General features: G+C 44.5%; 6 protein-coding genes. All 6 read left to right on the top strand.

From position 1 onward, the window contains the following. The first annotated feature begins 182 nt into the window (after positions 1 to 182). The gene (locus I2D69_RS02515; protein ID WP_173769149.1) at positions 183 to 2,789 is read left to right on the top strand and encodes a leucine-rich repeat protein; all 2,607 of its coding nucleotides are present in this window, start codon (positions 183 to 185) and stop codon (positions 2,787 to 2,789) included. 105 nt (positions 2,790 to 2,894) lie between these two features. Continuing rightward, the gene (locus I2D69_RS02510; RefSeq protein ID WP_195379339.1) at positions 2,895 to 5,783 is read left to right on the top strand and encodes a tetratricopeptide repeat protein; all 2,889 of its coding nucleotides are present in this window, start codon (positions 2,895 to 2,897) and stop codon (positions 5,781 to 5,783) included. 112 nt (positions 5,784 to 5,895) lie between these two features. Continuing rightward, the gene (larE, locus tag I2D69_RS02505; RefSeq protein WP_173735966.1) at positions 5,896 to 6,720 is read left to right on the top strand and encodes an ATP-dependent sacrificial sulfur transferase LarE; all 825 of its coding nucleotides are present in this window, start codon (positions 5,896 to 5,898) and stop codon (positions 6,718 to 6,720) included. Between the two features lie 344 nt (positions 6,721 to 7,064). Continuing rightward, complete coding sequence (locus tag I2D69_RS02500; RefSeq protein WP_173718016.1) at positions 7,065 to 8,948, top strand: leucine-rich repeat domain-containing protein; 1,884 nt, start codon at positions 7,065 to 7,067, stop codon at positions 8,946 to 8,948. A 320-nt stretch (positions 8,949 to 9,268) separates the two neighbouring features. After that, a complete protein-coding gene (locus I2D69_RS02495) occupies positions 9,269 to 10,726 on the top strand; it encodes an extracellular solute-binding protein (RefSeq protein WP_195379338.1) in 1,458 nt (485 codons plus the stop codon). Positions 10,727 to 10,784: 58 nt separating this feature from the next. Next, a complete protein-coding gene (locus I2D69_RS02490) occupies positions 10,785 to 14,678 on the top strand; it encodes an ATP-binding protein (RefSeq protein WP_195379337.1) in 3,894 nt (1,297 codons plus the stop codon). Positions 14,679 to 14,744 lie beyond the last annotated feature (66 nt).

The following is a 14,744-nucleotide window of genomic DNA, read 5'->3' as shown; positions in this document are numbered from 1 at the left end:
ATCTTGTGCATAAAAACCACAACCTTTCCCACCATTATTGTCTCAAAAATTCAATTATGATATTCTTTTTATGAGAAAAAAAGAGCAATTTTCCAGCTTTTGAAAATTTGCTGGTATCTATTCAGAGCCAAATGGATTTTTGAACAGTTATAATTGCCGAAAAAATAAGGGGGAATGAAAGCGTGAAAAAACAAATTTCAAAATGTGTGAAAATGCTGTTCCTTGGCATTATCATGTGCCTGGGTATGGCGCTTAGCGTGCATGCAGAAGGCTCAGGACAGTTTTTCCAGTTCGACGGCGAAAAGTGGAACAAGGAAGGATTTTCCTGGACAGACAGTCAGGGGCAGATCTGGTATGCCCATGAATATGGAACAAATGGAGAAGCCATTATCAGCGCAGTAAGCGAGGCAGTTATGGAACTGCAGGTTCCGTCATATGTGTATAAGGATGGTGTGGCGAAGAAGGTAATTGGAATCGGTAGTTATAGGCCGGATGCAGAATATGATTACACATGGGCCCGGTTCGGCTGTTTCTTTTACGATGGAAAGAATAGCGACTATATGCTGTATAAGGTGATTCTTCCGGATACACTCTGCTACGTGGCACCATATGCATTTTCAACAGATAATCGCTTCGGGGGAGGTAAGGATGCATTCGACGGACTGGCAGCCGTTCAGCTGCCGCAGAATCCACGGCTTGTAATTGGAGAAAGTGCGTTTTATGGGGATAAGAATCTTCAAATCGTGCATTTTAATGACGCAGTAGGAGGTGCACAGCCTGTAAAAATCGAGAAGCAGGCATTTGGTAACTGTCCGAAACTGGAAGAGATAACGTTTCCGCCAACAGGAGCTTATAACGAGATTGATAAAGAAGCTTTTTACAGTTATGGGGAATGTTGTAACCTGAAAAGAATTTACAATGCCCCATCCGAGCTGGAACTGGGCTGGGATCAGTACTGTGCCGGTGTTGAGGAGGTTTCCTTTGCAGAAGGACTTACATATGTCGATGGAATTTCGACTATTGTAGCTTATGAATGGAATGAGGATGGAAGTCCCTCGCGCGGACAGGGAGAATACATTAAAACACTGAAAAAAGTAACGTTGCCCTCCACACTGAAGGAAATTGGCTGGGACGCATTTAAGGATAACAAGAACCTTACTTACATTAATCTCCCGGAGGGCTTAACCACTATTGGAAGTTATGCTTTTGCAGGCTGTACAGCGCTTACAGGTTTTACCTCTCTTCCGGCAAGCGTAAGCGGAGGTATCGGAGAAGGTGCATTTAGGGGCTGCAAGAACCTCCATCTTGAAAATGTATATATTCATGGAACTGACAGCCTGAAATATCAGTTCACCGACAGTGGAATTGTAAGTATCCGCATTGGTGCTGATGTAACATATACAGTTGGTGCAATGTTCAAGGGCTGCACAAGCTTAAAAGAAATCACAGTTGACGCAGGACATCCGTACCTTTCTTCCCAGGACGGTGTGCTTTACAGTAAGGTCTATAAAAGCAGCGGAGGGGAAGTGGCTGGCAGAAGTATTTTCACCTATCCTGCAGGAAAAAGCTGGGCAGGAAGCTATACACTTCCGTCAGATGTAGTATTGTTAGGCGGTTTTGCATTTGATTCCTGTAAATTTACAGAGATTCACATTCCGGCCCGTGTACTGGATCTGGATTATGACTCTATGGCTTCTATAGGAGATACGAACACATATTATGCCTTTGATTCTATCAAAGACAGCTGTAAATTATACGTTGTAAAAAATTCTTATGTGGACAATTACTTTAATACACGTTATCATTTTTATTATGAAAATGGTGATGTGCTTCCAATCAGTTATGATCTGGCTGGCGGAACAAATGACAGCTCCAACCCATCCACTTTCACAGGTGGAAACAGTATTGAGCTGAAAGCGCCTACACGAAGCGGTTATACCTTTACCGGATGGACGCCAGTAGATGCGGATGAAGAAGTAAACTTTTCCGGTTCTTACACACCATCAATGGGTGAACTGGTAAGTGGTGTTAAACTGACTGCAAACTGGAAAAAGAACCCAGATCCTACCAAGGCACCGGAACCGACGAAAACCCCGGCGGCAGAGCCGACAAAAGCTCCGAATGCAGAGCCGACCAAGGCTCCATCTGCTCCGGAACCGACGAAGACTCCGAACGCTTCTGATAATAATCAGAACACTGTAATTCCATCCAAGCTTCCGAAGCTTACCGGAACCAAGGCCACCAATGTACTTACCGATGGTGCCAAGATTTCCTGGAAGCGGATTGCAAGAGCAACCGGATATCAGATCACAATTTCCACTGACAAGAAATTCAAGAAAAATGTAAAGAATTACATTGTTGAGGAAAATAAAAACAATGAACTGATCTACGGTTTGAAATCTGGAAAGACCTATTATGTAAAAGTAAGAGCAGTCGCACAGGGCGGCGGCAAGAAGGTTACTGGAAAGTATAGCAAGGCTGTTAAGTTTACAACCTATGTTGTGCCGAAGGTAAAGAAGATCAGTGTAAAGAATAACAAGAAGGGCGCGATCACCATTACGGCATCCAAGGTAAAAGGTGCTGCTGGTTATGCATTTGTAGTGACAGCAGATTCCGGTCTTACAGATATTGTAGCAATCAAGGAATCCAAGAAGAATACAGTAACGATAAAGAATCTTTCTAAGGGACATACGTATTATATACGTGCTTGTGCCTATAAGCTGAACAAGCAGAAACAGAAGGTGTTTGGCGTGTACGCAAAGAAAGCTAAGATTACAATCAAAAAATAAGAAATCAGTTGTTGTATTTAGTTACCTGCAAAAAGTGCTGCTGGTCAGGTGACCAGCAGACAGTAATAAAAAAGGAACTGTGTTTACAACCGGAGAGAACGTGACATGAAAAAAGATGAGCAGACAAATGTGTTGCTTTCGCTGAAAAACTTATATCGGTTGTTTACCGTGAAAGATTATCCGGTCTATTCTACCGGAATTCTAGGAGAAAAAAGTAAAAAGGGTCTGACTCTGGTCAGATTCTGGGATGAATATCTTCTCTATGAGTGGAAAAGCACCAGACACGGAAAAATGATTTTTCGAAAGGATGGAAGCCAGAACCGCTATCATTCGGAATTCTGTAACCGCAAGGAGAGCTTTCCCCTGTACCAGGTATATCTGCAGGAAGTGCTGGAATGCCTGAATGCGGAGACATTTGGCAGTCAGATACTGATTTTTGAAAAATTCTTGAAAGAGAAAAATTATAACCATTCTGTGTTTGTGCAGAAGATGAGAAAATTTCTGGACATGGCCATGGAATCAGATCCATGGCTGTCCAGAGAGTGTGGAGAAAAGTTGACTTTCTGGATCAATTACATAGAGAAAAAGCAGAAGGATTTTTCCAGATCCTTTGGGGCTGCCTGGTTCTTTACCATGCTTTGTCTGCATGCAATGGCAGGTCCGGAAATGTCAGAAGTGAAAATGGAACTGGTAAGGAACCGGGAGGACTTAAAACCGAAGCATATCTGGAATTGTATTTACCAGAATTCCGGAGAGACCAGGCAGAGTTTTCTTACTCTACGAAACTGTGAATTGTTCCGGAAATCTGTGAAAGCCAGCCATTTCTTTGGCAGAGAAGAAGAGTTATATGACTTGAAAGAGATGTTCTTCAATTCCGGAAAGTATCTGATTTCCGGAATTGGAGGAATTGGAAAAACAGAACTCATGCGTCAGCTTGTGAGCTGGATGGAGCAGGAAGAAGTAAAGTGCCGGATCGCAGCTGTTCAGTATGAGGAGAATCTGGCGGTCAGCTTTTCCAGAAGTTTTCTGAATCTTACTGGTGAGAGCGTGGAAGAAAGATTTCACGAAGGTATCTATCACTTGTCAGAAGAGCATCAGGAAAAAACAGTGCTTTTTCTGGATAATATGAACCATACGGAAGAGGAAGATCCTTACCTGTCAGAGCTGAAAGATCTGCCGTGCACCATATTTGTTACTTCACGTCAGAAACATCTGGATGGGTTTACTACATTTGGCATAAAGGCACCGCAAAAGAGTGCCTTAAGTTTGATTTTTCGTGACAATTACAACAAAATACTTTCCAGAGAGGAAAAAGACCGGCTGAGTCGTTTGCTGGAAAAAGAGATTTTTCAGCATCCTCTGACATTGAAGCTTCTTGGAAAAGCGGGAACCTACTATTTCGGAAATTGGGATTATCTGGAAGAAGAGCTGCAGAATAACTGGAATGATGTTGCAGAAGAGTCCGGACTCATTGATATGTACCGTGGGCTGTACAAACTGGCTGATATTGGAGAAACAGGAAGCCAGCTGGCAAGGATGTTCGCGCTTCTGCCTTATCAGGAAATTGACCGGAATTTTACTGTGATGTTTTTCCAGGGATTTTTGAAGAAAAACGAAACTCTGGGAGAGGCGCTTGGCAGACTGGTGAAATTCGGCTGGCTGGAAGATACGGGAAATGGTTACCGTATGCATCCTGTAATTGCAGAGAGTCTGTGTACAAAGGATTTTTCAGAAGCAGAGTTTCAGTCATTCTGGGAGCGGGCACAGAAGTGCTTTTTCCCGAAACAGGCACCGAAAGATGAGGATCCTCGTATGGAGGAAATTGCGTGGCTTGTCTTCCAGGGAATTTCCAGAGTGCAGGGAGCGGTCAGTGACCAGCTTGTGGCACTGGCGTCAGAGGCTGCCCGATATCTGGAGCTGCCTGTTCCTATGTGCGAGAAAATCCGGAAACTGGAAAAAAGATGTGCACAGATTTCCAATGAGACGAAGTTTATGGTAGCGTGTCTGACAGAGACAAAACCTGAACAAAACGAAGAATATATAGAACTCTTCCGCGAACAGCTGAAAAAGAGAACGCTATCATCGGAATGGATGTTGTTTGCTATAAGTGATTTTTGCAATGGGTTGGAGCAGAGCAGTAATTATGAGTGTTACCGGGAGATCTGTGATTTAATTTTTCAACAGAAGGATAATATTGATTATAAAATTGGATATGTGCTTTTGCAGACGAATATGCAGATGTTGAAGCTTAATGTGAAAAAGGCTGAAATGTGGGCAGAACGTGGAATCCTTATGTGTGTACAATGGGGGCATAGCCAGAGAATACTGGATTTTCTTTATCAAAAAGCAGAATGTCATATGTTTCTTCAGGAAAAAGAAAAGCTGGCAGATTGTCTGGAAAAAATAGAGCAGATACAACAGATACAAAGAAAGCGTCAGGGTGAGAGTGAGTTTGCAATATGGCAGCTTCGTGGTCAGCTTGCAGCTATGGATCAGAATATGGAAGAAGCCGCCTATTGTATGGAACAAGCAACGGAAAGGTGCAAAATGTACTGTGGTGAGAAAAATCAGATATATTCTGCCATGTCAGAGGAACTGGCACGAATGTACAATGCCGCCGGACGAAGGGAAGAGTCGTTGGCATGTCATCTTGCGGTTCGCAATCAGCTGCTTAAGAATGGCTATCGTGAGGGCTCTATACTTCTGATGGTGGACAACAATATGAGTGTAGTCTACCTGGACTTGGGAAGACCGGAAGAAGCGATCCCATATCTGACAGAGGCGCTGGAGCTTGCGAAGGAGAATGGACTTGTAGGTCCGGCAGTTGCAGAGCCTACCTGGAATCTGGCACGCGTTTACCGCGCACTTGGAGATGAAGAAAAAGAAGATATATATCTGAAAGCCGCCGTGGAAGGCTTCCGGGAATGCTACCCACCGGAACATCCCAAGCGGATCGCAGCTGAACAGAGACTGAAAGAACACCAGGGGGAATGAACCTGGCGTTTAAGTTAAGGATGATGAAGAAAATCACAATTAATCCCATTGACATACTAGGATAATTCGTAGTAACATAAATAGCAACATATCGCCGTGGGAGGATAATCATATGAGCGAAATCACTGCAACCAAAGAGCAGCAGAATAAATACGAAGCTTTAAAAGAATACTTACGCAGTCTGGGAAGTGTGGCTGTGGCTTTTTCAAGCGGGGTGGACTCCACGTTTCTTTTGAAAACAGCACACGATGTGCTGGGGGATAAATGTATCGCGATTACTGCCATGTCCTGTTCTTTCCCGAAGAGAGAACTGGAGGAGGCGAAAGCCTTCTGTGAGAAGGAAGGAATCCGACACATTACAGTAGAGTCTGAAGAATTGGAAATTGAGGGCTTCTGCCAGAATCCTGCCAATCGTTGCTATATCTGTAAGAAAGAGTTATTTGAGAAAATTTGGGACATTGCCAGAAAAGAGGGGCTGAATGCAGTGGCAGAAGGCTCCAATATGGACGACAACGGCGATTACAGACCTGGTTTACAGGCTGTTGCAGAGCTTGGAGTTAAGAGCCCGCTGCGCCATAGCGAATTATATAAAGAAGACATCCGCGCCCTGTCCAAAGACCTTGACCTTCCCACCTGGGAGAAACAGTCCTTCGCCTGTCTTTCTTCCCGTTTTGTGTACGGCGAGACCATCACGAAGGAGAAACTTGGCATGGTAGATAAGGCAGAGCAGCTTCTTCTGGATCTGGGATTTCATCAGCTACGTGTGCGTATTCATGGTACACTGGCACGAATTGAAGTACTGCCAGATGAACTCCAGAAAGTCCTGGAGAACCGCAACCAGATCGTGAAAGCCTTCAAAGAATATGGCTTTACATACGTGACCATGGATCTCCAGGGATACCGCATGGGAAGTATGAATGAAACATTGAAGAAATAGTTTTGGTTTACGTTGTGAACGGTAGGCTTGTAATGTATAAAAGTTGTGCATTGCTATAATTATGAGACCAAACTTTTGGACAGAGATGAAAGATTCTCTGTCTTTTTTTGATATTATCGTCTATACTATGCTGTTAGTTAATTGTTTTAAATGCGGTTTTACGCTATCATTAAATTAATCGTCTGACAAATTTTGGGAGGGAGTATGCTGCGGGCTCATTTGCAGAATAGCAGGTTATCCATTTAGAGGAAGCGTTTATTGTTATGCAGCAGATATTAATGGAAAAATCTTTGCCTCTGGAGTGTGTTTGAAAGGACGAAAAAAAGAATAGCGAGGTAAAGCGTATGAGAAACAGACGACTGGCATTGGCTGCAGCATTGCTGCTGGCAATCACAAGTGCAGACGGAGCAGCACTGGCAGTAAGTGGAGCTGATTTTTCTTCTGAGGAAGTATCAGAAGCCGTTTTTGACGAAGGGGAGAATGAGTGTCTGGACAATCAGGATGAGGTTCAGGAACAGGTTCAGACTCCGGAGATGGATCAGTCATCCGAGGATTCATTCTCAGATGCGTCTGGCATGGAAACAGCTGTAGAATGGCAGAACGAGGAAGCGGCAACAGCAGACGAAGCTCTGGTTTTTTCAGATGGAGAAGACACAGGAATTACCTATACCTTGTCAGATGACGGGAAACTGGTAATTTCCGGAACTGGAAGCATAGCAGATGATGCATTTGCTGGCAACACTAAGATAACAAGTGTGGTTATCTCAGAAGGAGTGACAGGCATTGGTTCCGGTGCATTTACTGGCTGCACCAATCTGACAAGTGTGACAATTCCAGAAGGCGTAACCGTCATAGATGGTATGACCTTTGGCAATTGCACCAGTCTGACAAGCGTAACCATTCCGGGAACGGTAACCTCTATAGAAGTTCAGGCATTCTGGAAGTGCAGCAGTTTGACAAGCATAACTATTCCTGCAAGCGTAACGAGCATCGGAAGCGGTGTATTTCAGGGGTGTACCAGTCTGACAAGTGTAAAGCTTTCAGAGGGCCTGACCAGAATTGGAGATCAGACTTTTGGCAGATGTAATGCGTTGGAAACCATAGAAATCCCGGCAAGTTTGACATCTATAGGAAATGATGCGTTTAAAAACTGTGCCAAGCTGAGAAGTATCCGCTGCTATGCAAATAGCAGCACGTGGCAGCCCAGATACATTTGTGATTCAAATACAACCGTATATTACAGCTACAATCCGAACCATACTCATTCCTACAAGTCACATGTGATAAAAATGAGTGGCTGTACCTATTCGGGATCTGAAGAAGAAATCTGTGAATTTTGCGGTGATTACTATACAAAAGAAACACCGGCACTTGGTCATGACTGGAACCGTGGGGAAACAACAGAAGATGCTTCCTGTGAAAGTGACGGAGAAAAAACTTATACCTGCAGAAGATGTGGTGACAAAAAGAAAGAGACAATTCCAGCAACCGGACATAGCTGGGTAAGGTCATGGCATGAAGATGCAACCTGTACAGATGACGGAGTCGATGAATACACCTGCAGATATTGCGATACGGAAAAGAGAACTACAATAAAAGCAACCGGACATAAATTTTCTGCATGGGCAGTAACACAGGAAGCAACTGTGGATGAGGAAGAAGTCCAGACACGTACCTGCAGTGCATGCGGTGAGCAGGAAACAAAAATTACCCGGGACAGACTGCAGCCAACAATGAAATTGAATCAGTCCAGTATTGTGCTGAAGACCGGACAGAAGACGAAGTGTCTGAAAGTAACCGGGCTTGCAAAGGGAGATTTCATTTCCACCTGGAGTACGGATAACTGGAGTATTGCAGATGTATCTGTTAGTTCAGATGGAACCTGTAACATTACCGCCGGTAAAACTACAGGCAAAACCCGTATTCACATATACCTGAACAGCGGATATGAAAAGTCTGTTACCGTAAAAGTCCAGAAAACCGCTGTAAAAACCACAAAGATCAAAGGTGTGCCGAAAACACTGAAATTAAAGAAAAATCAGAAATATTCCCTGAAACCGGTTTTAAAACCAGTAACAAGCAAAGAAAAAATCACCTACAAATCCAGCTCCTCCAAGGTGGTAAAGGTAGATTCCAAGGGCAGAATTACTGCAAAGAAAAAAGGAACAGCCGTAATTACGGTGAAAGCAGGGAAGAAAACAGTTAAGTGTAAGGTGACTGTGAAATAACGTATATTTTGAAAGGACAGGAATGAAATATTTTCTGTCCTTTTTCATGAATATTTATTGATTCTTTTTCTCACATTTCCTATAATAAGCCTATGTGTTATAAATTTACCCATGTGACATGTAAAAACGCCGGAAAGGATATTGTATCCCGTAGAAGTCAGCGATGCATTTTACCTGTTGCAGGGGCTTTTTGTTTTGAAGATTTGGGATTTCAAACACGCTCTGGTCTGCCATGGCAGCAGGTCTTTGGACAGTGCTGCGGGCAGAAGTATATATTGAGTTAAGCTGCGGTATCAGGTGCCGTGAGGGAGTAAAAGAGTATGAAGAAAAAATGTGTGGCAATGATGTTAATCGCAATAATGACCGCATCTTTAGCTGGTTGTGGAAGCAGCAAGGACGGAAGCGGTAAATCTGTAAAGCTGGATTCGGATCACCCGGTGTCCCTGACGATCTGGCATTATTACAACGGTGCCCAACAGGCAATGTTTGACACCCTTGTAAAGGAATTTAATGCCTCCGTTGGAAAAGAGGAGGGTATCTACGTGGAGAGCTACAGTCAGGGTTCCGTATCCGACCTTGAGGAAGCAGTCAACAGCTCTTTGAACAGAGAAGTAGGAGCAGAAGAACTGCCGGATATTTTTTCTTCCTATTCTGATACTGCTTACGCAGTACAGCAGCAGGATAAGCTGGCAGACCTTTCCGTGTATTTTACAGAAGATGAGCTGTCCAGGTATGTAGATTCCTACATCCAGGAGGGCTATTTTAACCAGGATGGCGCTTTATATCTTTTCCCAGTTGCCAAATCCACAGAGATCACCATGATCAATAAGACTGACTGGGAGCCTTTTGCAGAAGCCACTGGAACTACAGTGGAGGAACTTGCCACTACAGAAGGTATTGCAGAAGTTGCACAGCGCTACTATGAGTGGACGGATGAGCAGACCCCGGATGTGCCGGACGATGGAAAAGCATTCTACGGCAGAGACTCCATGTCCAACTATTTTATCATTGGCATGAAGCAGATGGGAAAGGAAATTTTCCAGGTGAAAGATGGAAAAATGACCTTAAACACAGACGAAGATCTGATCCGCCGCCTTTGGGATAATTACTATGTACCATATATGAAGGGCTATTTCGCATCTCTTGGAAAATTCCGTTCCGATGATGTGAAGACAGGAGATATTCTTGCATACACGGGCTCCACATCTTCTGCCGTATACTTCCCGGATACCGTGGAAATAGGGAATAAAAGCTATCCGATTGATTACATCGTATGTGATTCTCCGGTTATGGAGGGCGGCGAGAACATAAAAGTTCAGCAAGGTGCCGGAATGGCAGTGACCAAGTCTGATGAGGAACATGAGTATGCTGCAAGTGTATTCCTGAAATGGTTCACACAGAAGAACCAGAACCTGCGCTTTGTATGCGAATCCTCCTATATGCCGGTTCTGAAAGAAGCCAACAGCGTAGACGCACTGGATTCCGTTATCAAAGAGAATAATATAGAAGTCAACCAGAAGGTTTACGATTGTTTTACAACGGAAATGGAAGACTTTGATAAAACAAGTTTCTATACAATTGGAGCCTTTGACAATAGCTACAGTGCCCGTAAGATCCTGGATTATTCTCTGGCTGACAAGGCAAAGGCTGATAAAGATGCCATGGACGCTGCAATCGCAGACGGAGAGAGCCGGGAAGAGGCTCTTGCACAGTATCTGACAGATGAGAATTTCCAGAACTGGTATACGGAATTCTGCCATAGCCTGGAGTGTATTTGAAAAAACATTCAAAGTGGTTTTTTAGACAGATTCTGGACATAAGGAGGTGCGGAGGACTGTGAAGAAAAAGAAATCTCTTTGGAACATATTTCTGATTCCTATACTGATCATTGTGTTTGTACAGGGTGCAGTCCCATTCCTGTCATTGATTTTCAGCGGAATCCGCTCAAACATGGAGAATGCGGTTATCGGTCTGGACAGTCATACGGTGGAGAACCGTAAGGTGGTTCTGGAGAACGATATGATCGAGCAGTGGAGCAGCGTGTACAAGGAAAGTGACAGTCTTTCCTCTGCGCTGACAAAGGTATTGAGCGATCATCAGATGGATATGCAGGGCTTCATGGGCTCAGGGAAAGTTCAGGAGGAATATCTGGAAACGGTTTTTTATGATATGGTGGAGGTTTTGCAGTACAATTCCACTTCTGGAATTTTTCTGGTTCTGGGAAATGACGGTGATACAGATTCGGAAGGGGAATACAAAGGCTTCTGGGTGAGAGACTCAGATCCCCAGACCAAAACGGCTTCCCGCACGGACCTGCTGATGGAGCGTGGAAGTAAGGTACTGTCGCAGAATATGTCCATTTCACTGGATACTTCCTGGCATACAGATTTCCACTTCCAGGGCAATGGGAAAAGAGATGCCGATGACTTTTTTTACCAGCCATATATAACAGCAGAAAATTACGTTGATTCCCGCACCAGTATGAAAAATCTGGGCTATTGGTCGAAGCCGTTTATTCTGGAAGATTTCTATAAGGATAACCATAAGATGATCACATATTCGGCACCTCTTGTTTATGATAAAACCGTTTACGGTGTGCTTGGAATTGAAGTGGGAGTGAATGATCTGACCAAATTTTTTCAGGTAAAAGATCTGGATTCCGATCTGAATGCAGGATTTGCCCTTGTGGTAGACCATGGAAATGGAAATTATGAGGGAATTGCCGGTGAGGGTGCGCTGTATGATGCAGTTTCCCGGGACGGAAGTGACTTTGTTCTGGAGGAGCCGGTGCAGGAGAATTTGCGGCTGGTACAGGGGGCTGCCATTGGGAAACAGCAGATTTACGGACTTGTGAGCAATCTGGAGCTGTACAGCAGAAATGTGCCGTATGAAGATACGCAGTGGGCATTGTGCGGTTTTGTTACAGAGGATTCTGTGTATGGATTGATTTCCGATGTTTATGAGAGAATTCTGGGAGCGATTCTGGGAAGTGCCCTGATGGCGGTTATTCTGGTTTATTTTCTTGTCCAGTATGCGACGGAACCGGTTTACCATCTGGTGGAGAGTGTACGAGGCGGAGTGAAGGGAATTCACGGTTTTCAGGAGTCAGGTATTCAGGAGCTTGATGAGCTCCATAAAGTGATAGAGAATCTGACGGATACCAAGATGCAGACAGAGAATCAGCTTCTGGAGGAAAAGGAGCGCTATCGGATTGCGGTAGAAAGTTCCCAGGATGCCTTTTTTACCTACAAATGTAAGGAAAAACTGCTGGAAATAGTTAACAGTAAAGGCAATGACGGTGTATGGGACTGCGGAAAGCATCCGGAATTTCTTGATAATGACAGTATCCATCCGGCAGATAAGGCAAAGCTGGTGAACGCAGTAAAAAGCTCAGACGGCGTTCTGGATGTTGACTTTCGTCTGCAGCATGCCAATGGAGAATTTCAGTGGGTAAATCTATCCGGAAGCATTACTTTTGATGAGAATAAAGAGCGCAGCAGGGTCGTTGGCTGTATTCACAATGTGCATCAGCACAAGCTTCTGGAGCAGGCGCAGAAAAGAAAGCAGATTTATGACTCCATTACCTCTTTTTACCGCCTTGGAAGCGGACTGGAAGTTGTGGAAACACTGTGTCGGGATGACCCGGAAGGAGTACTGGTACTTCTGGAAATCCAGCAGTTTTCCAAAATCGATGAGCGCTATGGCCTGATCTTCGGAGATATTATTCTGGAGCAGTTTGCCGGTCTGCTGGCGAAGCGCTTCCAGGAGGACGGTTTAAACGGTGGTATTTATATCAGGGCTGGTGCAGACCAGATGCTGGTATGGCTGCCAGTATGTACGACCGGACCGGTCGTGAGAAGTGTACAGAGACTGGAAAAGGATTTTGGGGCGCTTACAGATGAGAAGTATCTGTCCCTTTCCCTGAAATGCGGAATCGCAGTTACAGGCAGCAGAAATTCGCTGTCTGAGGCACTTGAACAGACGAAGACTGCTCTTACAGCTGCACGTCATGGAAAGCAGGAAATCATGTTCTATGAGGAGCTTTCAGCGGAGGAAAAAGCCTGTGCTGCTGATGTGGCATTTGCTGAGGTGGCTTCTCTGGAACGTCTGAAGGAAATGACACTTTCCTCTATAGCTCTGAACCTGTTTGACAGAGATGGTGATACTTCTGTGGTTCTGGATATTCTGGCGCTGAAGCTGCAGGAGAAATACCATCTGACAGACATTGTGATCACCCATTTCAATGGGGAATATATGGTAAATAACCTGCTGTACTGTTGGAAAACCTGGAAGAAAAAGGACGGCTGGGACGGTATGGTCCACTGTTCTGAGAAGCAATATCAGCACTTTGTGGAGACCCAGGAAATGCAGCAGCTTCTGACCTCTGGGGAAAGCATACGGAAAGAACCACTGATTCAGCCTTTTGCTTCGGGCAGAAACGATATTGTATTCCATATGACAGACAACGGACAGTATTCCGGAAGTATTGTATTCCAGGACATTGACCAGGATGTTCTGGAGAAAAAAGAAGAGTGCAAGTGTCTGGAAGAAATCAGCGCAATTATTCAGAACCGGTTGAATCTGGAGCGTCACGATCTTTCTGCCAAGGCGAAATCGGATTTCCTGGCCCGTATGTCTCATGAGATCCGTACTCCTATGAACGGTATTATCGGTATGACGGAGATTGCATTGAAAGATGGACAGACTGAGGAGCGGCGAATCGACTGTCTGAGAAAAATCGAGCACTCCTCGGAATATCTGCTTGGGCTTATCAACGATATTCTGGATATGTCCAAGATCGAGAGCGGAAAGATGAGGCTGATCGAAGAAAAATGTAATCTCATGGAGATGATACAGGGACTTCGTCCTTTGCTGGAAGCGAAGCTGAACGAAAATAACATTCAGTATATAGCAGATATCCAGCTGAAAAACCATTGGTTTCTGGCAGATTCCCTGAGGCTGAACCAGGTTCTGGTAAATCTTCTGGGAAATGCGCTGAAGTATTCCAAGCCAGATGGACATGTGTGGCTGACCGTTCGCGAGACGGAAGAAGAGAAAGGGTTTTCCAATCTGTATTTTCAGGTCAGGGATGATGGAATTGGAATTGCACCTGAGAAACAGCAGCTTATTTTCCGGCAGTTCGAGCAGGCGGATAATTCTGAAAATGCAAGAAAACAGGGCACTGGTCTTGGTCTTGCCATCAGCAGAAGAATTGTGCGGATGATGGATTCCGATATTAAGCTGGAAAGTGAACCTGGTAAGGGAAGCAGCTTCAGCTTTAGCGTGAAGTTTCAGCCGGTAAGCGGTGAGAAGACTACGGTCACCAGCCGGCCGGAGGAGATCAGCTTCCCGGGAAAAAGAATCCTGGTGGTTGAGGATAATGAGCTGAATATGGAAATTATCTGTACGATCCTTGAAAATTACGGAATTGAAACCGAGCAGGCAGTTAACGGCAAAGAAGCTGTGCGGCGCATGGAAGAATCCGTTCCCGGATATTACGATATGATCTTTATGGATATTATGATGCCGGAAATGGACGGACTGGAAGCTACCCGGACCATCCGGAATCTGGATCGTGAGGACTGCAAAAAAATCCCGATTTACGCAATGAGCGCCAACGCTTTTGACGAGGATGTGAAGCGTTCCCTTGCAAGCGGTATGAACGGACATCTTTCCAAGCCTGTGAATCTGCAGGTGCTGGAGAAGACACTTTGGGAAGTGCTGGGATGAAAATAAAAAGTGCCAGAGCCCTTTTTTAAAACAGGTTCTAAACTACACTTTACTGATTAAAAAGAC

The organism is Ruminococcus sp. D54t1_190329_F1, from assembly GCF_015551645.1.
Taxonomy (GTDB): Bacteria; Bacillota; Clostridia; order Lachnospirales; family Lachnospiraceae; genus Blautia_A; species Blautia_A faecis.
Note: the sequence above shows the minus strand (reverse complement) of the source record. Positions and strands in the feature narration are given on the sequence as shown.